Genomic DNA, 20,403 nt, shown 5'->3' with positions numbered 1-20,403 from the left:
CCCCGCCCAGACCGGGCCGGAGGATGCCGCCACCCCAGACGGCGATGGCGACACCCCTTATCTGGAAAGCGCTGCGGCGGTTTCAAGAGGGCGGAAGCCTGCGATGACGCTGGCCTTCACGCCGCGCCAGCCGAGCCAGCGTGAGCAGCGGCGACAGCGCGCGGTGGTACTGGCCGATCAGGCGCGGCTGTGGTTTGAAGGGCCCGGCCGGGAATGGCGCGCCGGATTGTCGCCGGCAGCACAGGTGGCGGTGGCGACTGAAAGCCTTGCGACCACGGCGCGGCTGATGGCGCTGGTGGCCTGGTGTGACGGTGCCGGCGATGTGGCCTTTCCGCAGGACGGCTGCGCTCCCTTGCCCACCGAGCATCCGCTGCAGGGAACGCGCGGCGGACTGATCGCCGACGCCTCTCGGGCCCTGCTCGGCGAGGTAATGCGCTAGAAGGTTCGCACCAGCTTACGGACGACGCCGAGCCAGCCGGCATCGACGACCAACTGGCGGGTGCCCGGCGCCAACGGCAGCACCTGAACCTTGCCGGCCTCGGTGGCGACCAGGCGGCCGAAGCCGAAGCGGCCGACCGGGCGGGGCACCAGCACATCCCGGTTGACGGCCCGGGCGAAATCGTCCGGCGCCAGCCGCTCCAGCCAGAGCTCGTCGCCGGCGCGGTAATCGCCCTGGGTGACATCGACCATCATGCCGATCAAATTGCCACCGGCGCGGGGCGGGCTCAGCGTGATCGGCGCGCGCGGCGCGGTGGCACCGTCCGCGCCGAGCACGGCGGCGACATCGAGGTCCTGGCGGTCCGGCAGCGTGACCAGCTCCGAGGTCTCGACGCCAAGCGCTGCGGCGATGCGGTTGAGCCAACCGACTGAAACAGTGCGCGTTCCGGTCTCGAGGCGGCCGATCGTCTGGGCCGTCGTCGGCGGCGAACAGCGTTCGGCAACATCATGAAGTGTCAGCCCCTTGGCCTTTCTGACCGCACGAATCCGGGTAAGCATCTGACAGCGCTCCTAACCTTTTCGGTTATTTCTTTCCTACAATGGTGCCCGTATGGCAATAGTGATTCGTCACTTCAAGAGGGCAAAACAAACCATGAAGGCGAGAATACAGGCGCGCACGAGCGATGATGTCATGCCCGAGGCACGCAACCGGTTGCTCGCAAGCCGGCTGCTGACGCCGTCCGAGGCCATCGACCGGCGGCGTGTGACCGTCAATCTGGCGGAGTCGCCGCTGGCCTGGCTGGTGCGGCGCGACATGGTGTCCCGTGCCCAGTTCGAGGCCGGCGAGCGGCTGCGCCATGACTTCATGCTGGCTGGCCAGGCGCCGCGCATCACCATGCGCTGGGACCCGGCGCCGGTCAGCCGCTCCGGGCCGGGCGGAATGGACCCGACGACGGCGCAGATCTCGGCGCGCCAGCGCTTCGATGCAGCGGTGACAGCGGCGGGGCCGGGGCTGGCGGATGTGCTGTGGCGGGTAATCTGCCTCGGCGACGGGCTGGAGACGGCGGAACGCGCACTGGGCTGGCCAAGCCGCGCCGGAAAGCTGGTGCTCAAGCTGGCGCTCGATCGGCTGGTGACGCATTATGGCATAAGGTGAAGTGAGGAGGCGTCATGCGTACGGTGTTTCTGGTTCAGGGTTTGCTGGCATTGGGGTTGTTGGCCGGCTGCGGGCGAAGCGAGGCCGTGTCGCTGGGCCGGACCGGCGGTGCGCCGCCGCGGCTGATTCTGACCAGCAGTGTCGTCGCGATCAACGGCGCGGTGCTCGGCGAGGCGACGCTGTATGAGGAAGTACAGGGCGACCGGCTGGTAATGAAGGTGACAGGCCTGCCCGAAGGCCGTCACGAAATCCATGTTCATGATGTTGCCGAATGCAGTGGCGTCGCTTTTGCCGATGCCGGGCCGGAGCGCGCTGACAAGCTGCCGATGCTCGAGGTGGCCGCCGATGGCGCCGGATCACTCTATGCCGACCTGCCGCTGCCGAGGCTGCGCGATCCGCAGGCGCCACGTCTCGACAATGACGGGATGGCGATGACGATCGTGGTGGATGGCCAGCCGCTCGGCTGCGTGCCGTTCACGATGACGGCGAAGACCCCTGGGGCGATCGACGGGGATTGAACCCGCAACCTCCGGTACCACAAACCGGCGCTCTAACCAATTGAGCTACGACCGCCACGGGAGCGAGCGACATAAGCCAGCCGGCGACGGCGTGCAAGCATCGGCATACGGGATGGGCAAGCGGGGCCTCAATAATCGCGTTTCCAGCGCAGGTTGCCGCCGGTGCCGCCGAGTGTGGCGACCTGGCTGAGGATCGACAGCGAGCGGGTGATCGAGACTTCGATGTTGGTGGCGGTATAGCCCTGGGCATCGGTAGCCAACTCCACATAGACATTGCGTCCGATATACTGGCCGGCAGCCACCGCCGTGCCGCGGCCGGTGGCGATATCCGCCGGCAGAATCCGCAGCCGGTCGATGCCCAGCCCCTTGCGGACTGAATTGATCGGGTTGAAGCCACCGTTGCCGCGCAGACCGGCGAGCGCGCCGGCCAGCTGCACGGCCTCCGGCGCCGACAGGTTGGTCACCGAATCGCCGAACAGCAACCGGCTCAGCACCTCGTCCTCGGGCAGGGAGGGGACCGAGCTGAAGCGGATATTGGGCTTCAGCGCCGTGCCGTTGATGGTCAGCTGCGCGGTGAAGCCGCTGTTGGTGCTTTCGGCCGCCACATCGACCAGCGGATCGGGCGGATAGCCGCCCTGGAAGCGGATATCGCCCTTGGTCAGCGCGAAGCGACGGCCGGCGAAATCATAGTCGCCGCGCACCAGTTCGACGCGGCCGTTAAGCTCGGGCGTGGTGGCGCCGCCGAGAATCTTCAGATTGGCGCGCCATTCCGATTCGATGCCCATGCCGGAAACGAACAGCCGGCGGTCGCCTGCCACTTCGAGGTTGAGGAGCCAGCGCGTCGGGGCGGCATAGATGAACTGCGGGCGGCCGAGCACGCGTACATTCTTCTCGGTAACATTGAGCACGGGGACATCGGCGACCCCGGCGCGGCCAATGCGGAAGGTGGCGCGGTCGATGGTCAGCTTGCCGGAGATGACACCGCCATATTCATCGGTCGCGATCCGGATGGTGCCGGTGCCGGCGCCGACGAGATCATCGCGGTTGAGCAACTGGGCGTTTTTCAGCTGAAGCCTGATGTCCATCGGGAAGCTGCGATCGGCGGACAGGTCGATCCCGCCGCTGCCGGATACGCTGCCGTCCTTGCCGACGCGGCCGGAGAAGCGGGTCAGCTCGAGCCGCGAGCCGACAAAGCGGGCATCGAGCGCGATATCCTCGATTACCGCGCCGAGCACGGTGGCCTCCATCCGCGCCCGCGCGGCGCGCAACGTGCCGGCCAGTTGCGGGTCGCCGAGGGCGCCGCTGATGTCGACCGCGGCATTGACCGGCCCGCGCACGTCGATGGCGGCGTTGCCGGCCAGCCCCCAGAGCGCCTGGGCCGGGCCGTTGAAGCGCGCCAGGCCGCGCACCCGCGCCGCCTGCAGGCGGGCCATCAGCGGCTCGTCGCCGGGGGCGACGGGATCGATCTGGATCTGGGCGCGGCCCTCGGTGCGGCCGCCGCGCTGAATGGTGGCGCGGGCCACCGTGCCGCGCGCGCCGAGATCGGCCGTGATGCCGACATTGATCGGCAGCGAGGCCGAGGCGATGCCGGTGCGCGACAGATTATAGATGGTGAGGTTGGCGCGGCCGCGCGGCGTGCCTTGCGGCGGCAGCGTCAGGTCGATGCGGCCCGACAGGGTGCCGCTGACGTCGAAGCGCGGATAGGCGGCGGCAATCAGGCCCAGCGACAACGCCTCGACCCGCGCCGACAGCTGGGTGGTGTCCCCGATCCGGCCCGCCAGTTCGGCCTTGCCGGCGCCGGCAACGAGGCTGACCGGGGCCAGCACCCAATCATTGCCGTCGCGGGTGATGATGGCCGGGCTGCCGAGCGTGAACTGCTGGCGATCGACCTGGCCCTTGCCGCGCACCTCGATGCGCTCGGGGGCAAGGCTGATCTGGCTTTCGATCGAGAAAGGGATGCCTGTGGTGCCGCTTGCGCTGATGCTGGCGTTGCCGCTCCCTCGGGCATAGCGGAGCGTGGCCTTGCCGGTGTCGACGCGCAGCGTGTCGCGCTCGAAGCCGGTAAAGCTCAGCGAGCCATTGACGTCCGGTCCCTCGGGGCGGAGCACGGCCGACAGCCGCAGCGAGCCGGCTTCGATCAGCACCGGGGTGGTGGTGGGCAGCGTCGACTCGCGCGCCGTGGCCGAGACGTCGAGTCGCTGGAGGCCGTCTTCATTGGCAAGGACCAGCGCGCCTTCGAGGCCGGGCCCGCGCAGTGCCAGCTCGCCGGCGAACGGGCCGGCCGCGGTCGCGGTGGCGACACCGCTGGCGGTGAGGCCGAGGATCGTCGCCGAATCGATGCGGACACCGAGCGGGCCGGCAGCGGTCAGCGCCGCGCCGCGCGCCGTCACCGGGCCATAAAGGCTGGTGCCGGACAGGTCGAAGCCCCAGCCGGCCTCGGCGGGGACGATATGGGCGTCGACCGCCGCCAGGCCAATGCCGAGCCCAGGGCGGGCGAGCATCACCCTGATGTCCGGGGCGTCGATGGCGCCGGCGAGGATGACCCGTACCGGACCGACGGCGCGGGCCTCGCCGCTGGCATCGAGGGCGATGATACCGGCGGGCGAGCGGCGGCCGCTGCCGCGCAACGTCAGGTCCGGCGCGGTCAGCACGAGGTCCGTCAGGGTAAAGGCGAGATCAGGCAGGACCAGCAGCCGCGCCGAGACGCGGGGCAGGCCGCCGAACAGGCTGGTCAGCCCGTCATTGTCGAGCCGGGTCATCCGCGCCTCGGTGCGACCGCTGATCTGCGCCCCGGCGCCGGAGGGCTGGACCAGCAGATCGGCGCTGATGTTGGCCTGGCCGAGGCTGGCAATGGCATAGCGCGGGGCGCTGACCTTCAGCGTCAGCCGATAATCGGCATCGGCCAGCGGCCATCGCAGCCCGGCGGTGCCGTTGAGGCCGCTGGTACGGAATTTGAGCGCGTCGGCGGTGACCAGTCCCGGCTGCCAGCGCAGCGTGCCTTCGAGCTGAACCTTGCGAAGCAGGGGGGCGACCATCTCGCCGACGCCGACGACCCGGTCGGCGCTGAGCCGGAAGGGCAGGGCGAGGCCATTTTCATCCGCCCTGCCGAGGCGGACGATCCCGGCGCCGCGCATGTCCCGCAGCTCGGTATTGCCCCAGCCGGCGCTGCTGCCGGTCAGCGTCCAGTCGACCAGCGGCGCACCGAGCGTGCCAGCCAGGCGCGCGTCCAGCCGGATGGCCTCGCCGCTGATCTTCGGGTTGAGCGCCGTCGGCATCAACAGGCTGGCCGACAGGCTGCCGGTTTCGATAGTCTCGGTCGCTGCCGAGACGCGGCCGCGCGCGGCAAAGCGCAGGGCATCGCTGGCGGCGCTGAGCGTGACGTCGCGGCTCGGGCCGCCGAGGCTGGCGCTGGCGTCGATCGTCAGCACCGGGCCGGCAAGGCGGGCGGCGACACCGGTCAGCAGTGGCGCCGGTTCGGCGGTGCCGTTGATGCGGAACAGCCCCTTGGCGTTGCTGATCGCCAGCGCCGCCAGCGGCGCGGCGCCGAGCCGGGCATCGAGCCGGCCGGTCCAGCGCTGCCAGCTGCCGGTGCCGCGGATCCGCGCGGTAACGGGCGCCTTGCTGCCGATCAGCCGGGAAACGATACCGCCAACCGGGGTGTCGAGGTCGGCGGCGAGGTCGAGCCGGTCGCGGTCCGGCTCGGCATCCAGCCTGAGGTCGAGCCGGTCGCCGCCGCCAAGGCTGTTGGCGATGAACACCAGCCGGACCCGGCCGGCGCGGATATCGGCGTCGCCGGCCAGCGACAGGCGTTCGCGCCGGCCGGTGACGGCCGGCTCGTGGACCAGCCGGTCAGTCGCCAGCTTGCCGATAAGGATGTCGAAATCGGGGAGCAGCCTGTCATCCTGGCGCGGCTTGAGCGCCGGCAGCCGGATCAGCCGGACATCGCCGGCGGCCAGTTCGCGGATCACCAGCTGCCGATTGAGGAAGAAGCGCCACGGCCGCCAGTCGAGCCGGAGCCGCGGCGCTTCGAGGAAACGGCCCTGCGGGTCCTTCAGCGCCAGGCCATGGATGGTGGCCTGGCTCCACAGCGAGCCGTCGATCCGTTCGGCCTCGACCTCGAGCCCCGACTGGAAATCGAGCCGCAGCAGCTGCGCCAGCACGAAGCCCCGGCCGCTGTCGGTGCTCAGCCAGGCCATCACCGCCCCGATAAGGCCGACGGCCACGACCACCACCAGCGCCAGCCGGCGGCCCCAACGGGAAAGGGCGGGCGCCGCCATCAGAAGGACTGGCCGATCGAGACATAGAAGGCGACCCGGGGATCGCGCGCCTCGCGGGTGATCGGGGTGGCGACGTCGATGCGCACCGGGCCGAACGCCGTATAATAGCGCAGCCCGACGCCGGCGCCGATGCGCAGGCTGTTGAAGCTCGGCAGCGTGCCCTGATACACTTGGCCGGCATCGACAAAGGGCACGATGCCGATATCGTTGCCCAGCGCACGGAAGCGGAAGCGCGCCTCGATGCTGGCTTCGGTGATGCTGTTGCCGCCGGTGGGGGCACCGGTCTCGTCGACCGGGCCGACGCCCTGGAAGTTGAAGCCGCGCACCGAGCCGCCGCCGCCGGCATAGAAGCGCCGGCTCGGCGCGACGCGGCCGCGGTTGGCGCCGATGATCGTGCCCATGTGCAGCCGCGCCGCCAGCACCGTCCGCTCGCCGACCGGCTGGTAATAGGTGCCGTCGAGCTGCGCGCGGACATAGTTGAAGTTGCGGCCCTGGCGCAGCGTGAACTCCGGGCTGATGCGCGTGGTGATGCGGAAGCCCCGGCTCGGATCGCGCAGATTGTCCGAGCCGTCGAGCGTGATCGAGCCGGGAATGGCGAAGATCAGGAAGGTGGCGTTCGGGTCCTCGGTCGCACTTCGCAGCGAGCGGTCGAGCTGGCGGGTGAGCAGCACCTCGGTGCCGAGCGAGAAGGTGATCGGCTTTTGCCAGATCAGGTTCGATTCGCGGGTGATCGAGGCGCCGATGGTGGCGGTGCGGGCGCGGTAGGCGAATTGCTGCTCGGTCGAGACCGAGGCTCCGAGGAACAAGGTCTGGTCGCGGTAGCGGAAATTGCGGCGGCGGATCTCGGCGGCTACCAGCTGCTCGCGCTGGGCGGCGACGACGCGGCCAGTGAGGGCGCCTTCGGGCGGGAAGAAGTTGCGGTGCGTCCAGCCGCCTTCGACGCGGACCCCCTGGCCGGTGTTGTAGCCGCCCAACGCCGAGACGGTGCGCAACGGTGCGCCTTCAACTCGGGCGACCATGGCGATGGTCTGTGTACCGTCCGCTGCCGGCTCCCCCTCACGCTCCGGGGTCACTGAGACCCCGCCGAACAGCCCGGTCTGGACCAGCGCCTGGCGCAAATCCTCGCGCAGCGCGCCGTCATAGGTGTCGCCCGGCTTGTAGCGGGTCAGCACCCGCATGTGGCGCGGGGTGAAGCCCTGGGTCTCGCCCTCGATGCGGGTCTCGCCGAAAATGCCGCGCGGGCCCGCATCGACGCCCTGGACGAGCGTCGCCGAGCGGGTGGCGTGATCGATAACGATCTGCGGCGCGCTGATCTGCGGGAAGGGGTAGCCGGCATCGGCAAGCTTTTCGCCCAGCCCCTCCTCGAGCGCGATGACCTGAGCGGCGATAACCGGATCGCCGGGCTCGATGCCGAGCAACAGCCGCGCCAGCTCGGCGGTCTCCGGCGAGGCACCCGCCTGCGGCTTCACTTCGATGTCCGAGAACCGATAGAGCGGCCCGGGCGTTACGGCAATGGCGACCGCGGTCGGGTCCGCCGGGCGGACCGGGGGCGTGACCTCGATCTCCGTATCGCTGCCATAGTGGCCGATCGAGCGCAGCAGGATGTCGATGAGGTCGCGGTCCTCGACCGTGCGTCGGTTGATCTGGGCGAGGTTGGCGGGTTCGTTGCGGCGGGTCCACAGCGCCGACAGGCCACGGAACTCGTCATCGAGCCGCAGCGGCCCCAGCCCCTCGATGCTCACCGTGTAACGGACGTCCCCGGCATCGGCGACGGCATCGGCGCCATTCTCGCTGGCGATCTCCGGCCAGGCCAGGGGCTGGCCATCGCTGTCCAGCAGCGCCGGAAAATCCTCGGCATCGGGGATCCCGCGTTCGAGCGCCGGCATCGGCGCATCGGGCTGTGGCGGTGCCCCCTGGGCGGCCGCGATGCCGGAACAGCCGATGATCGCCGCGCTGCCCGACAGGATCAGCGCCGATCGCTGCAATGAAAACACGGGCCGGACCACGATTTTCCCTAGACCCAATCGCCACAGGCGCAAAGCGTCGAGCGTGGCGCGGCTGCGGCAGGACGCCCAATGCCTGCGATGGTGCTTTGCGCCGGACCGTGGCAGGAGGGGGTTATGTCCGATTCCGACCCTGTTCAGCCCCCCGATGGATCATCGCCCTCCAGCTCGACCCGCCGAGGCGGCGGATGCCTGATTGCCGCCGGACTGCTGCTGGGCCCGGTGGTCGGGGTGATGGTCGGCGAGGTTTCGGCCGGGCTGATCGTCGGCGGGGTGATCGGGATCATCGCGGCGGTCGTGCTGCTGCTGCTCGATCGGCGCCGATAACGACGGTCAGTTCAGGCGCCGTCCGACCCAGACGACGCGGCCGACGACGATGACCCCGGCGGGGTCGCAATCGTCCCAGCTCGGATAGGCGTCATTGTCCGAACGGATCGTCAGCCGACGCGTGGCCGGGTTGACCGAGAGCCGCTTCACCAGCAGCGCGTCGTCGGTCCGCAGCACATAGATGCCATCGCGCAGTCGCTCGCGGTCATCGGTATCAACGAGAATCTGGTCGCCGTCGGCCAGAGTGGGCAACATCGAATCGCCCTCGACGCCGATCACGGTGAGCGCCTCAGGCCTGCCGCTGGCGATGGTCCGCACCCAATTGGCCTTGAAGGCGAGCACGGCCAGCGGTGTTTCGTCGCCAGGCTCGAGGCCATGGCCGGCAGACGCACCGATCGCCAGCTGGGGAATCAGCACATAATCCTCGGCACGCTGGACCAGGCCGGGCCGCGCCATGACCGCGCGGGCACCATCCTCATCAGGCGCGCCGAGCAGCCGCTCGGCGATGCCGAAATGGCGCGCAAGAACCCGGCGATCGGTCTCGGACAGCCGCCGGGGAACGCCGCGTTTGACGAACTGCTGGATATAGGTGGGGTTACGGCCGAGCAGGCGCGACAGCGAGGCATAATCCCCACCAGTCGCGCTGATCAGCTCGTCCAACCGCTTGCGGATGGCGACGCTGTCCATAGTTGGCGGCACCTCCTCTCCCGGCCCGCTTGGTTCCAACTCTATCATAGTTTTTTTCCTAGACTAGTAGGAAATGGCCGCCGATAAATAGTCAAACAAGCCGAATCGGCAGAAGTTGCATAGGTTCTTACGACGATGGGAGCAGGGGCAATGCATTTACTGACTTTGGTGGAGCGGCACCTGCGGCGGACATCCGTCGCCCCGTCCCGATTTGGCCGCGAGGTGGCCGGCGATCCACGGTTCGTCTTCGATCTGCGCCGGGGTCGCGAGCCGCGCCCGGCGACAACCGCCCGTGTCGAGGCGTTCATTGCCCAGGCCGAGGCGGCGTCGACGTGGGGCGCGCGGGGAGAAAAAACCGTCATGGGGAGCACACGATAATGCGGAATAGACAAGATCACGTTGAGACCGCGCTGCTGCGCGGCATTTCCAGCGCAGCCAAACTCGACGTCGGCGATAGGGAAAAACCCATATTGGCCGTCGAGGAAATCCGGACCGTGGATTGGGCCAGCGTCACCTTCATCGGCGCCCGGGTGACGCTGATGCTGCGGCTGATTGGGACGGCGCATGCGGTGGCCGAAGCGTTCGACGCGCTGGCCGCGCGGTTGCCAGACTGGGAATTTCGTATCGCTGGGCAAATCGTGGCCGATATCGAGCTTAGCCCCGACTCGCAGGACGCGGACGGGCCCAATGGCGATGCGGCTGGTAACGGCCATGTGCCGATCACCGGTCCCTTCACCGTCTCTCGTCCCTTCACTGTTAATATTCTGACAATTATTGATTAAGCGAAGATTGTCAATTTCGTTGATTGATGATGTCATATTGAGCGCTACTCAAAAAATTGCTTGCAGGCCGTCAGTCGTGCGCTCACCATGAGACACGCGCCGGCATTCCCGGTGCTGCGGGCATTCGGGGCACGACATGCAGGCGACGAGAACAGGCTGGAACCTACCGAAAGGGCAAAGTCGCCCTGCTGTGCTGCAGAGGCTGGCCGCTGTTCTGCTTGCCGCGCTGCTTCAGGCCTGCACTGCCAGCGCGCCTGCGCGGACCGCCGGAGAGGCGGCGCCGGTGCCGGTCGCTGTGGCGCCAGCGGTGCCGGCCGGCGGCGCGGCCACGCTGGAGATCAGCGGCACTGTCCGGCTGAAGCGCGAGACGATGCTGGGCTTCAGCACGCCCGGCCGGGTCGCGGCCATTCTCGTCAGGGAAGGGGACAGCGTGCGGGCCGGCCAGCTGCTGGCGCGGCTCGACCTGACCTCTCTCGATGCCGCCTCGGCCTCCAGCCAGGCCGAGTATGTGCGCGCCGAGGCCGATTATCGCCGGCTGCTCGGATTGTTCGAAAAGGGCTGGGTGACGGCGCCGCGGGTCGAGACCGCCCGTGCGACGATGGCGGCGGCGCAGGCGCGGCGCCGACAGGCCGGTTTCGACGAAACACTGGGCAGCGTTCGCGCGCCGTCGGCGGGTGTCGTTCTCCAGCGGCCGGCAGAGCCGGGGCAGATCGTCGCCGCCGGCCAGACGATCCTGACGCTTGGCGAGGCGGCGTCCGGCCATGTGTTGCGGCTGCCGATGGCGGACGGCGATGTTGCGCGCATCCGGCTCGGCCAACCGGCGCAAGTTTTGCGGCCGGCGCTCGGGCCGGCGCCGCTGCCGGCGACGGTCAGCGAGATCGGCGCGCGCGGTGATGAGGCGACCGGCACCTTTCGGGTCGAGCTGAGCCTGCCCCCCCGCCCAGGCCTGCGATCGGGGCTGATCGGCTCGGCGCGGCTGGCGTTGGCCGGCACAGGGCCTTCGGCGCTCGGCGTGCCCGCGTCGGCGGTCTTCAGCGCGCGGGCCGACGAGGGCTTTGTCTACGTCCATGATGCAGCGGCGGGCCGCGTGCGGTTGCGGCGGGTGAGCATCGGCCCGGTCGGCGATACGCAGATTCTGGTTCTATCAGGGCTGAAAGCGGGCGAGCAGGTGGTCAGCTCGGGGCCCGACCGGCTGCGCGACGGGATGCGCGTGCAGGTCCGCCGCGGCTGACATGGGCATCATCGATTTCGCCATTCGTCGCTGGCAGGTGACGCTGGTCGGCTTTGCCCTGCTGGTGGCGATCGGCGTGTCTTCCTTTTTCAGCATTCCCCGCTCGGTCGACCCGCATTTCCCGTCGCCGTTCATCATCGTCGTCGCCACGGTGCCCGGCGCCGAGCCGGCGGACATGGAGACAACGATCGCCAAGCCGATCGAGGATGTGCTCCAGGGCGTTGACGGTATCGTCAAGGTCCAGTCGCGGAGCACCGACAGTTCGTCGGTGATCACCGCCGAATTCAGTTGGGACGATGATCCCGAGAAGAAATATGACGAGGTTGTGCGCGAGGTGAACGCCATCCGCGCCACCCTGCCATCGGCGCTGCAGCGGCTCGAATTCCGCCGCAGCCGGACCACCGAGGCCGCGGTGCTGCAGTTCGCGCTGGTCTCCGACACCGCCTCGTACCGGCGGCTGGAGAAATATGGCAAGGACCTGCGCGAGCGGATGAACCGGGTGCCCGGTGTGCGCGAGACGCGGGTTTGGGGCATTCCCCGGCCGGAGGTCAGCGTCGATGTCGATCTCGGCCGCATGGCGCAGCTCGGGCTGCCGATCACCGCCGTCACCGATGCGCTCCGTCAGGGATCGACCGACCTGCCGCCGGGCGCCGTGCACAGCGGCGATTTGCGGCTGAACGTCCAGGCCGGCGGCGCCTTCCGGTCGCTGGACGAGATCGTCGACGAGCCGGTGCGGGCGCAGAACGGCAGCCTGGTCCGTGTCCGGGACATTGCCGATGTCCATTGGGGCTATGAGGAGCAGCCCCATATCGCCCGCTTCAACGGCAAGCGGGCGGTGTGGGTCACGCTGACCCAGAAGGACAATCTGAACGTCCTCGACATCCGCAACGACGCGCTGGCGGCGGCGGATGAATATCGCCGGCTGTTGCCGCCCGATGTCCGGCTCGAGCTGGGCTTCGACCAGTCGCTCGATATCGGCCGCAAGCTGGCGACCCTGGGGCGCGATTTCGGCATCGCGCTGGCGCTGGTGCTGATCACGCTGCTGCCGCTCGGGCTGCGGGCCAGCTTGGTGGTGATGGTGTCGGTGCCGCTCAGCCTGGCGATCGGTGTGGCGGTTCTGTATTTCACCGGCTTCACCCTCAACCAGCTGGCGATATCGGGGTTCATCATCGCGCTGGGGCTGCTCGTCGACGATTCGATCGTCGTCACCGAGAATATCGCGCGGCACCTGCGCGAGGGCGAGGACCGGATGTCGGCGGCGCTGTCCGGTACGCGCGAGATCGCGGTCGCAGTGCTCGGCTGCACCTTCGTGCTGATGTTCGCCTTCCTGCCGCTGGCCTTTCTACCAGAGGGGGCGGGCAAGTTCACCCGGTCCTTGCCGGTGGCGGTGCTGGGCACGGTGGCGGCATCGCTGCTGGTATCGCTGACCATCGTGCCGTTCCTGGCCAGCCGCATCCTGCCGCGCGAGGAGAGCGCGCGGGGCAACCGCTTCCTGCAATTCGTCCAGAACGGTATCCAGCGTCTGTATGCGCCGCTGCTCCATGCCTCGCTGGAGCGGCCGTGGCGGGCGATGGCCGTGGCCAGCGCGATTGTCGCCTCGGGCTTCGCGCTGGTGCCGCTCATCGGATCGAGTCTGTTTCCGCCTGCCGATGCGCCCTATTTCCTGGTGACGGTGACCGCCCCCGAGGGCGCGGCGATCAGCCGGACGGCGCGGGCGGTCGGTTTTGTCGAGGCGGCACTGAAGGACGAACCCGGGGTCCAGTCGCTGATGTCCAATATCGGGCGCGGCAACCCGCAGATCTTCTACAATCAGCGCAGCTTCGACCAGCGCACCAATCTGGGCGAGGTCTTCGTGGTGCTCGATGACTGGGACAAGACCGAGGGGCCGGCGCTTGTCGAGCGGCTGCGCCGGCGGCTCGACCAGGGGCCGGACGCCCAATATGTCGTCAAGATCTTCCAGAATGGCCCGCCGATCGATGCGCCGATCCTGATCCGCGTCTTCGGCCCCGATCTCGACGTGCTGAAGCGGCTGGCGGCCGAGGCCGAGGCCCGCATCCGTCGGGTGGCCGGCACCCGCGATGTCAGCAACCCGGTGGCGACCGACCAGCCGCGCCTCGATCTCGGGCTCGATGCGGGAAAGGCGGCGCTGGTAGGCGTCGTCCCCGGCGCGCCGCGCCGGATCCTGCGGCTGTCGCTGGCCGGCGAGACGGCGGGGCGCTACCGCGACAATGAAGGCGACAGCTATGATGTCGTGGTGAGGCTGCCGCTCGATGGCCGCCAGCCGGTGTCGGTGCTCGATCAGGTCCAGGTGCCGGCAGCGCGCGGCGCGGTGCCGCTGCGCGAGATTGCAACGCCGCGGCTCGATTCGGCGCCGCCGCGGATCAGCCGCGAGAGCCAGCAGCGGGTGGTCTATATCCAGTCCGAAGTGGCGCCAGGGTTCCTCACCGCCCAGGTCAGTGACGGAGTGGAAAGGGCGCTGGCCGGCATGGCGCTGCCTGAAGGCTATCGCTTCGGCACGGGGGGCGAGGCGGAGGCGCGGTCGCGCAGCTTCTCCGGGTTGGGGCCGGTGATCGCGCTGGCGGTGTTCGGTATCCTCGGCGTTCTGGTCATCGAGTTCGGGCGGTTCCGCGAGGTGGCGGTGGTGGCGGGCGTGATCCCGCTCGGGCTGTTCGGCGGGCTGGTGGCGCTGTTCCTGACCGGCAATTCGATCAGCTATACGGCGGTGATCGGCTTCGTTGCCCTGATCGGCATCGAGATCAAGAACTCGATCCTGCTGGTCGATTTCACCACCCAGCTGCGCCGCGAGGGGCTGGCACTGCGCCCGGCCATCGAGCGCGCCGGAGAGGTGCGGTTCCTCCCCGTGCTGCTGACCTCGGTCACGGCCATCGGCGGGCTGCTGCCGCTGGCACTGTCCGGCTCCGGGCTCTACGGCCCGCTGGCCTGGGTGATCATCGGCGGGCTGGTGTCATCGACCCTGCTCAGCCGGATCGTGACACCGGTGATGTACCTGCTGATCGTCCGCAACCATGAGCCGCACGGCTAAGCGGCTCAGGCGACGCCGTGCGCGTGATCATGGTCCAGATATTTGGCAACCTGCTCGGCGTAGCGCTTGGACACCGGCAGGAACTTGCCGCTGTCCAGGTCGACCGCATAGATCTCGCCGTCGGCAATGTCATAAACCCAGCCGTGGAGCTGCAGTTCGCCCTTGGCCATGGCGACCGCGACGGTCGGATGGGTCTTGAGGTGGTTGATCTGGAGCATCACATTCTGCTCGAGCAGCATCAGCATCCGGTCATGGTCGTTGAGGTCGGCGCCGATGGCATTGGTGATGTCGACGGCGGCGCGCGAATAGCCGAGCCAGTCCCGAACGTGAGGTAGGCTGTCCAGCTTGTCGAGGGCCATGGCGCCCTTCATGGCGCCGCAGTCGGTGTGGCCGCAGATGACGATGTGCGGAACCTTCAGGGCGCCAACGGCAAATTCGATGGCGGCGGTGGTGGCGCCGGTCCTGGTATCATGCGGCGGGACGATGTTGCCGGCGTTGCGAACAACAAAGAGGTCGCCCGGCTCGCTCTGGGTCAGCATGCCAAGTTCAATGCGCGAGTCCGAGCAGGTGATGAACAATGCTTCGGGGGACTGGCCCTTGCTCAGTTGCTCGAACAAATCCTGCTTGTGCGGATAGACGTCGCGCTGAAACTTCACGACGCCGGCGGCAAACTTGGGCACGGTATTTCCCCTCGATCTCATGACTGGAATGGCTACGGAGCGGTTGTTGTTGCCGACTGACTTCTAACCGAAGATGAACGGGAGATAACAAAGTGAGGCTCAGGATGGCTTCGGCCTCACCTTGTGCGGCGTTGCGTGCCGCCTCTGTGGCGGCTATCCCCGGTCCATGAAACGCACGACCGGACAGGACCCCGCCCATACTGCCCGCTGGCGCCCGGCCACGCGGCTCGTGCGCGGCGGCACCGCGCGCAGCGAGTTTGGCGAGACCTCCGAGGCGATCTTCCTGACCAGCGGCTATTGCTATGATAATGCGGAAGAAGCAGCGGCGCGCTTCCGCGGCGAGCGGCCGGGGATGACCTACAGCCGGCTGCAGAATCCGACCGTGGAGATGCTCGAACAGCGTCTGGCGCTGATCGAAGGCGCCGAGGCGGCGCGGGCGACGGCCAGCGGCATGGCGGCGATGACGGCGGCGCTGCTCTGCCAGCTGTCGGCCGGGGACCATCTGGTGGCGGGCCGGGCGCTGTTCGGTAGCTGCCGGGTGCTTGTCGACACGATCCTGCCGCGTTTCGGCATTGAAACGACCACTGTCGATTCGCGCGATACCCAGGCCTGGGCGAAGGCGCGGCGGCCCAATACCAAGGCGTTCTTCCTCGAAACGCCGTCCAACCCGGGGCTGGATATCTCGGACATCAGGGCGATCGCCGATATCGGCCATGATGCCGGGGCGTGCGTGGTGGTCGACAATGCCTTTGCCTCGCCGATCGTCCAGCGGCCGATGGAGCTGGGCGCCGATGTCGTCGCCTATTCGGCCACCAAGCTGATGGACGGGCAGGGGCGCGTGCTGGCCGGCGCCGTGCTGGGCAGCATGGCGTGGATGAACGACGTTTACCTGCCCTATGCGCGCCATACCGGCCCCAACCTGTCGCCGTTCAACGCCTGGCTGATCCTGAAGAGCCTGGAGACGCTCGATCTTCGGGTGCGGCGGGCGTGCGAGAATGCGCTGGCAGTGGCGCGGTTTCTGGAGACGCGGGTACCGCGCCTGCTCTATCCGGGGCTGGCGTCGCACCCCCAGCATACGCTGGCGATGACCCAGATGACGCTGGGCGGCACCATCATCGCGCTGTTCCTCGACGACCAGGCGCAGGCGCATGGCCTGCTCGATGCGCTGGAGTTGATCGACATCTCCAACAACCTCGGCGATTCGCGCACCCTGATGACCCATCCGGCGACGACCACCCACGCCAGTGTCAGCCCCGAGACGCGGGCGGAGATGGGCATCACCGACGGGATGCTGCGGCTGTCGGTGGGGATCGAGGACGTGCAGGACCTGATCGACGACCTCGACCGCGCGCTGACCAGCGTGGGACTCTGAGCCGATGTCGCTCAGCGGCTTCTTCGGCTTTTCGCAGACGACCGACGGCATCACCGTGCGGGTGGCACCGCGTTTCCTTGCCGAACAGTCCGATCCCGGCGGCGGGCGCTGGGTGTGGAGCTATCATGTGCGGATCGAGAATGGCTCGGCGGCCGAGGTGCAACTGCTGCGCCGGCACTGGGTGATCACCGACGGCGATGGCCGGATCAGCGAAGTGGACGGCGAGGGCGTCGTCGGCGAGCAGCCGATGATCGCGCCGGGCGGCAGCTTCGACTATATCTCTGGCTGCCCGCTGCCGACCCCGCATGGCACGATGGCCGGCGAGTATCTGATGGAGGCGGCCGGGCGCTGCTTCGCCGTGACGATCCCGGAATTTGCCCTCAGCCAGCCGGCCGCCGGGGCGCGCTGAGCGACGATGAAGCGTACCCACCTTCCGCTCAATGCGCTGCGGGTTCTCGATGCGGCGGCGCGGCATCTGAGCTTCACCCGCGCCGCCGACGAGCTGGCGGTGACGCCGGCGGCCGTCGGTCAGCAGATCCGGGCGCTGGAGGAGACGCTGGGCGTGATCCTGTTCCGCCGGCTGGCGCGCGGGCTGGAGCTGACGCCCGAGGCCGAGCGGGCGCTGCCGCTGCTGCGCGAGGGGTTCCGGCAATTCGAGGAATCGGTCCGCATCCTCCAGGAAGGCCAGGCCTCCAACGTGCTGACCATCGCCGCGCCGCGTGACCTGACGGCGAAATGGCTGTCGGCACGGCTGGCAGCCTATGCGGCGCGGGTGCCGGGCAAGCGCTTCGTGCTCAATGCCTGCGAGGGCGTGCCCGATTTTTCCGAGGCCAATCTCGATCTGGCGCTGTATTTCGGCGACGAACCCGATGCCGAGGGTATCCACGGCCGCGCCATGGGGGCCGAGACGCTGGTGCTGGTGGCGACCGCCGGGCCGGCGGCGGACCTGCCACGGCTGGCCCATCCGCTCGACCGCGATGCGCCGGGACCGTTGCTGAGCGATGTCGGGCTGGCGCTCGATGCGGCGCTGGCCGGGCTCGGCCCGGTGCTGGTGCCGAGCCTGCTGGCGGCACCGGCACTGGCGACGGGTGCGCTGGTCGCCCTGGCGGACCCGGTGGCGGTGGCGCAATGCTGGTGGCTGGTGGCGCCGACGCCGCAGTGGCGGCAGCCCAAGGTCAGGTCGCTCGTCGAGTTTCTGCTCGGCTGATAATGCTGCTTAGTGACGCAGATTCTGATAATTGCGCATTCATCTGGCTGCTAGTAAATGCATCGTTCCACGCCAACAGCAGGTAGCCTCATGACCAAGACATTTATGTTTGCCGCCGCAGCCTTGTTCATTGCGGCTCCCGCCGCAGCGCAGATGCCGAAGGGCGATGCCGCCGCCGGGGAAAAGACCTTTGCCCAGTGCAAGGCCTGCCATGTCACCACCAAGGGCGTCAACCGCGTCGGCCCGTCGCTGCACGCCGTTGTCGGCCGCAAGTCCGGTTCGGTTCCCGGCTTCAAATATTCCAAGGCCAATGCGTCGAGCGGCGTGACCTGGGATGAGGCCACCCTGTTCAAGTATCTCGAAGCGCCGATGAAGTTCATGCCCGGCACCAAGATGGCCTTTGGCGGCCTGAAAAAGCCGCAGGACCGTGCGAACGTCATCGCCTATCTGAAGACCCAGAAGTAAGCGCTGCGCCCCTGGCGATAGCGCAGCTATCGCCATAGAGGCGCAAGCTCGGCCAGCGAGGCGGACAGCTTCGCTGGCCGATCGCGTCTGACGCCAGCCCCGGCTTTGCCGGGGCTTTTTCATGTCCTTTTTCTTCCTACCTCTTGAAGGGCCGTCATGCTATCGGCCCCCCATGCTGACCATCAACAACATCACCGTCCGCCTCGGCGGTCGCACCATCCTCGATGGCGCTTCGGCGACGCTGCCGCCGCGCGGCCGGATCGGCTTCATCGGCCGCAACGGCGCCGGCAAGTCGACGCTGATGAAGGTCATCGCCGGCCAGCTGGAGCCGGACAGCGGCAGCATCGACATGCCGAAGTCGGCCCGCATGGGCTATGTCGCCCAGGAAGCGCCGGCCGGCAGCACGACGCCGTTCGAGACCGTGGTCGCCGCCGACATCGAACGCGCGGCGCTGCTGGCCGAAGAGGAGCGCGGGCCGACGATCGAGCGGCTGGCGGAGATCCATGAGCGGCTGATCGCCATCGATGCCTATACGGCGCCGGCGCGCGCCTCGCGCATCCTCGTCGGCCTCGGTTTCGACGAGGCGGCGCAGCATCGCCCGCTCGACAGCTATTCGGGCGGCTGGCGGATGCGCGTCGCGCTGGCGGCGCTGCTGTTCAGCCAGCCCGACCTGCTGCTGCTCGACGAGCCCTCGAACCACCTCGATCTCGAAGCAACGATGTGGCTGGAGAATTTCCTCAAATCCTACCGGGCGACCATCGTGGTGATCAGCCATGAGCGCGACCTGCTCAACAATGTCGTCGACAATATCCTCCACCTCGAGGGCGGCAAGATCACCCTCTATCCGGGCGGCTATGACGATTTCGAGCGGCAGCGGGCCGAGCGGCTGGCGCAGCTGGCCTCGGCGCGCGAGGCACAGGCCGCCCAGCGCGCCAAGCTGCAGGACTATATCGCCCGCAACAGCGCCCGGGCCAGCACCGCCAAGCAGGCCCAGTCCCGCCAGAAGGCGCTGGCGAAGATGCAGCCGATCGCCGAGGCCGTCACCGACCCGAGCCTGGTCTTCAACTTTCCGTCGCCGCCGCCGCTGAAGCCGCCGCTGGTGCAGCTGGAGGCCGCCTCGGTCGGTTACGACGGCAAGGCGATCCTCGATCATCTCGACCTGCGGCTCGATCCCGATGACCGGCTGGCGCTGCTCGGGCGCAACGGCAACGGCAAGACCACGCTGGCGCGACTGCTCTCCGGCCAGCTGCCGGCGATGACCGGCCACAAGCATGCGCCCGGCAAGCTGCGCGTCGGCTATTTCACCCAATATCAGGTCGAGGAACTCGACAGTTCCGACACGCCGCTCGAACATATGAGCCGGCTGATGAAGGGCGCCAACCCAAGCCAGGTACGCGCGCAGCTCGGCCGCTTCGGCTTTTCCGGCGCCATGGCCGAGCAGAAGGTCGGCAAGATGTCCGGTGGCGAAAAAGCCCGGCTGGCGCTGGCGCTGATCACCCGCGACGCGCCGCACCTGCTGATCCTCGACGAGCCGACCAACCACCTCGATGTCGATACCCGCGAGGCGCTGGTCCAGGCGCTGAACGACTATAACGGCGCCGTCGTCGTGGTCAGCCACGACCGCCACATGATCGAGGCCAGCGCCGACCGGCTGGTACTGGTCGATTCCGGCCGGGCGCTCGAATTCGCCGGCAGCCTCGATGACTATACCGACACCATCCTCGGCAAGGCCGCCGGCGGCGACGGCAAATCGAAGGGCAACAAGAAGGACGACCGGAAGGCCGCCGCCGCCGCCCGCGAGGCCGGCGCGGCACTGCGCAAGGCCGCCAAGGCGGCCGAGGCCGAAGTGGCGAAGCTGACGACCCGACGCGGCGAAATCGACCGCGCCTTGTTCGACCCCAAGACCTGCGTCGTCGCCGACATGGGGCGCACCGCCTCCGACCTGATGCAGGAACGCGGCCGCGTCGAACGCGCCCTCGAAGCCGCCGAACTGGCCTGGCTGGAGGCGAATGAGGCGCTGGAGGCGGTGAACGCCTAAGCGGTGCCGACGTTCATGAGCGAGCGGCCCCCGGTAGCAGGAGAAGCGGGCCTCCGGCGGTATTAAAAATGCCTCCGGCGGTAGGAAGTGCCTCCGGCGGCTGGGGCCGCAGGCCCCAGACCCCAATCATTGGATTGGTCCCGCAGAGCCTGCTGCTGTCGCTTTGCGAAGGCCGGATT

The 20,403-nt window shown here is 68.5% G+C and carries 17 protein-coding genes and 1 tRNA gene; 12 read left to right on the top strand and 6 right to left on the bottom strand.

The features are described from left to right. Positions 1 to 439 (top strand): DUF1465 family protein (locus tag ACTIFJ_RS01505; protein ID WP_439532311.1); only part of this gene is annotated, 439 nt, incomplete at its 5' end. Here ACTIFJ_RS01505 and ACTIFJ_RS01500 read toward each other — a convergent pair. After that, complete coding sequence (locus ACTIFJ_RS01500; RefSeq protein WP_439532310.1) at positions 436 to 996, bottom strand: helix-turn-helix domain-containing protein; 561 nt, start codon at positions 994 to 996, stop codon at positions 436 to 438. The genes ACTIFJ_RS01505 and ACTIFJ_RS01500 overlap by 4 nt on opposite strands. Positions 997 to 1,090: 94 nt before the next feature. Between ACTIFJ_RS01500 and ACTIFJ_RS01495 the strand changes: the two genes are divergently transcribed. Then, complete coding sequence (locus tag ACTIFJ_RS01495) at positions 1,091 to 1,594, top strand: DUF6456 domain-containing protein (RefSeq protein ID WP_439532309.1); 504 nt, start codon at positions 1,091 to 1,093, stop codon at positions 1,592 to 1,594. A 14-nt stretch (positions 1,595 to 1,608) separates the two neighbouring features. After that, positions 1,609 to 2,112 carry a hypothetical protein gene (locus tag ACTIFJ_RS01490; protein ID WP_439532308.1) on the top strand — a complete coding sequence of 168 codons (504 nt, stop codon included), beginning with the start codon at positions 1,609 to 1,611 and terminating at the stop codon, positions 2,110 to 2,112. Here the strand turns inward: ACTIFJ_RS01490 and ACTIFJ_RS01485 are convergent. From ACTIFJ_RS01485 to ACTIFJ_RS01475, 3 genes are all read right to left on the bottom strand, one after another. Further along, positions 2,091 to 2,167, bottom strand: a tRNA-His gene (locus ACTIFJ_RS01485). The two genes, ACTIFJ_RS01490 and ACTIFJ_RS01485, sit on opposite strands and share 22 nt — an antisense overlap. A 73-nt stretch (positions 2,168 to 2,240) precedes the next feature. Continuing rightward, positions 2,241 to 6,389, bottom strand: coding sequence for a translocation/assembly module TamB domain-containing protein (locus ACTIFJ_RS01480; protein ID WP_439532307.1), 4,149 nt, complete (start codon positions 6,387 to 6,389; stop codon positions 2,241 to 2,243). Beyond that, entirely contained in the window at positions 6,389 to 8,395 is a 2,007-nt protein-coding gene (locus tag ACTIFJ_RS01475) for an autotransporter assembly complex protein TamA (protein ID WP_439532306.1), read from the bottom strand. Before ACTIFJ_RS01475 ends, ACTIFJ_RS01480 begins: the two co-directional genes overlap by 1 nt. 114 nt (positions 8,396 to 8,509) lie before the next feature. On the opposite strand from ACTIFJ_RS01475, the gene ACTIFJ_RS01470 reads away from it, so the two are divergent. Then, positions 8,510 to 8,719, top strand: coding sequence for a hypothetical protein (locus tag ACTIFJ_RS01470; RefSeq protein WP_439532305.1), 210 nt, complete (start codon positions 8,510 to 8,512; stop codon positions 8,717 to 8,719). 6 nt (positions 8,720 to 8,725) lie between these two features. Here ACTIFJ_RS01470 and ACTIFJ_RS01465 read toward each other — a convergent pair whose 3' ends face one another. After that, positions 8,726 to 9,406, bottom strand: a complete 681-nt coding sequence (locus tag ACTIFJ_RS01465) for a S24 family peptidase (protein WP_439532304.1) — start codon at positions 9,404 to 9,406, stop codon at positions 8,726 to 8,728. Positions 9,407 to 9,783: 377 nt separating this feature from the next. On the opposite strand from ACTIFJ_RS01465, the gene ACTIFJ_RS01460 reads away from it, so the two are divergent. From ACTIFJ_RS01460 to ACTIFJ_RS01450, 3 genes are all read left to right on the top strand, one after another. Beyond that, positions 9,784 to 10,188, top strand: coding sequence for a hypothetical protein (locus tag ACTIFJ_RS01460; RefSeq protein WP_439532303.1), 405 nt, complete (start codon positions 9,784 to 9,786; stop codon positions 10,186 to 10,188). 190 nt (positions 10,189 to 10,378) lie between these two features. After that, positions 10,379 to 11,419 (top strand): efflux RND transporter periplasmic adaptor subunit, encoded by a 1,041-nt coding sequence (locus ACTIFJ_RS01455; RefSeq protein ID WP_439532302.1) that lies wholly within the window; start codon positions 10,379 to 10,381, stop codon positions 11,417 to 11,419. A 1-nt stretch (position 11,420) separates the two neighbouring features. Continuing rightward, positions 11,421 to 14,462, top strand: coding sequence for an efflux RND transporter permease subunit (locus ACTIFJ_RS01450; protein ID WP_439532301.1), 3,042 nt, complete (start codon positions 11,421 to 11,423; stop codon positions 14,460 to 14,462). Positions 14,463 to 14,467: 5 nt separating this feature from the next. Here ACTIFJ_RS01450 and ACTIFJ_RS01445 read toward each other — a convergent pair whose 3' ends face one another. Next, a complete protein-coding gene (locus ACTIFJ_RS01445) occupies positions 14,468 to 15,142 on the bottom strand; it encodes a carbonic anhydrase (protein ID WP_439532300.1) in 675 nt (224 codons plus the stop codon). Between the two features lie 166 nt (positions 15,143 to 15,308). On the opposite strand from ACTIFJ_RS01445, the gene metZ reads away from it, so the two are divergent. From metZ to ACTIFJ_RS01420, 5 genes are all read left to right on the top strand, one after another. Beyond that, the gene (gene metZ / locus ACTIFJ_RS01440; protein WP_439532299.1) at positions 15,309 to 16,514 is read left to right on the top strand and encodes an O-succinylhomoserine sulfhydrylase; all 1,206 of its coding nucleotides are present in this window, start codon (positions 15,309 to 15,311) and stop codon (positions 16,512 to 16,514) included. 4 nt (positions 16,515 to 16,518) lie between these two features. Next, positions 16,519 to 16,923: a Co2+/Mg2+ efflux protein ApaG gene (gene apaG / locus ACTIFJ_RS01435; RefSeq protein ID WP_439532298.1), complete on the top strand. Its 405-nt coding sequence runs from the start codon at positions 16,519 to 16,521 to the stop codon at positions 16,921 to 16,923. A 6-nt stretch (positions 16,924 to 16,929) separates the two neighbouring features. Next, positions 16,930 to 17,721 (top strand): LysR family transcriptional regulator, encoded by a 792-nt coding sequence (locus ACTIFJ_RS01430; protein ID WP_439532297.1) that lies wholly within the window; start codon positions 16,930 to 16,932, stop codon positions 17,719 to 17,721. Positions 17,722 to 17,811: 90 nt separating this feature from the next. After that, the gene (locus ACTIFJ_RS01425) at positions 17,812 to 18,186 is read left to right on the top strand and encodes a c-type cytochrome (RefSeq protein ID WP_439532296.1); all 375 of its coding nucleotides are present in this window, start codon (positions 17,812 to 17,814) and stop codon (positions 18,184 to 18,186) included. Between the two features lie 172 nt (positions 18,187 to 18,358). Continuing rightward, on the top strand, positions 18,359 to 20,224 hold the full coding sequence (locus tag ACTIFJ_RS01420) for an ABC-F family ATP-binding cassette domain-containing protein (protein ID WP_439532295.1): 1,866 nt from the start codon (positions 18,359 to 18,361) through the stop codon (positions 20,222 to 20,224). Positions 20,225 to 20,403: the final 179 nt, after the last annotated feature.

Origin of the sequence: Polymorphobacter sp. (genome assembly GCF_051860865.1) — a bacterium.
Taxonomy (GTDB): domain Bacteria; phylum Pseudomonadota; class Alphaproteobacteria; order Sphingomonadales; family Sphingomonadaceae; genus Sandarakinorhabdus.
Note: the sequence above shows the minus strand (reverse complement) of the source record. Positions and strands in the feature narration are given on the sequence as shown.

What these genes read in the sequence shown, in the direction of transcription:
- ACTIFJ_RS01465 (WP_439532304.1), bottom strand. Translation starts at nt 9,406, where the DNA reads ATGGACAGCGTCGCCATCCGCAAGCGGTTGGACGAGCTGATCAGCGCG.
- ACTIFJ_RS01420 (WP_439532295.1), top strand. Translation starts at nt 18,359, where the DNA reads ATGCTGACCATCAACAACATCACCGTCCGCCTCGGCGGTCGCACCATC.
- metZ (WP_439532299.1), top strand. Translation starts at nt 15,309, where the DNA reads ATGAAACGCACGACCGGACAGGACCCCGCCCATACTGCCCGCTGGCGC.
- ACTIFJ_RS01480 (WP_439532307.1), bottom strand. Translation starts at nt 6,389, where the DNA reads ATGGCGGCGCCCGCCCTTTCCCGTTGGGGCCGCCGGCTGGCGCTGGTG.
- ACTIFJ_RS01460 (WP_439532303.1), top strand. Translation starts at nt 9,784, where the DNA reads ATGCGGAATAGACAAGATCACGTTGAGACCGCGCTGCTGCGCGGCATT.
- ACTIFJ_RS01470 (WP_439532305.1), top strand. Translation starts at nt 8,510, where the DNA reads ATGTCCGATTCCGACCCTGTTCAGCCCCCCGATGGATCATCGCCCTCC.
- ACTIFJ_RS01430 (WP_439532297.1), top strand. Translation starts at nt 16,930, where the DNA reads ATGAAGCGTACCCACCTTCCGCTCAATGCGCTGCGGGTTCTCGATGCG.
- ACTIFJ_RS01450 (WP_439532301.1), top strand. Translation starts at nt 11,421, where the DNA reads ATGGGCATCATCGATTTCGCCATTCGTCGCTGGCAGGTGACGCTGGTC.
- ACTIFJ_RS01490 (WP_439532308.1), top strand. Translation starts at nt 1,609, where the DNA reads ATGCGTACGGTGTTTCTGGTTCAGGGTTTGCTGGCATTGGGGTTGTTG.
- ACTIFJ_RS01425 (WP_439532296.1), top strand. Translation starts at nt 17,812, where the DNA reads ATGACCAAGACATTTATGTTTGCCGCCGCAGCCTTGTTCATTGCGGCT.
- apaG (WP_439532298.1), top strand. Translation starts at nt 16,519, where the DNA reads ATGTCGCTCAGCGGCTTCTTCGGCTTTTCGCAGACGACCGACGGCATC.
- ACTIFJ_RS01495 (WP_439532309.1), top strand. Translation starts at nt 1,091, where the DNA reads ATGAAGGCGAGAATACAGGCGCGCACGAGCGATGATGTCATGCCCGAG.
- ACTIFJ_RS01500 (WP_439532310.1), bottom strand. Translation starts at nt 996, where the DNA reads ATGCTTACCCGGATTCGTGCGGTCAGAAAGGCCAAGGGGCTGACACTT.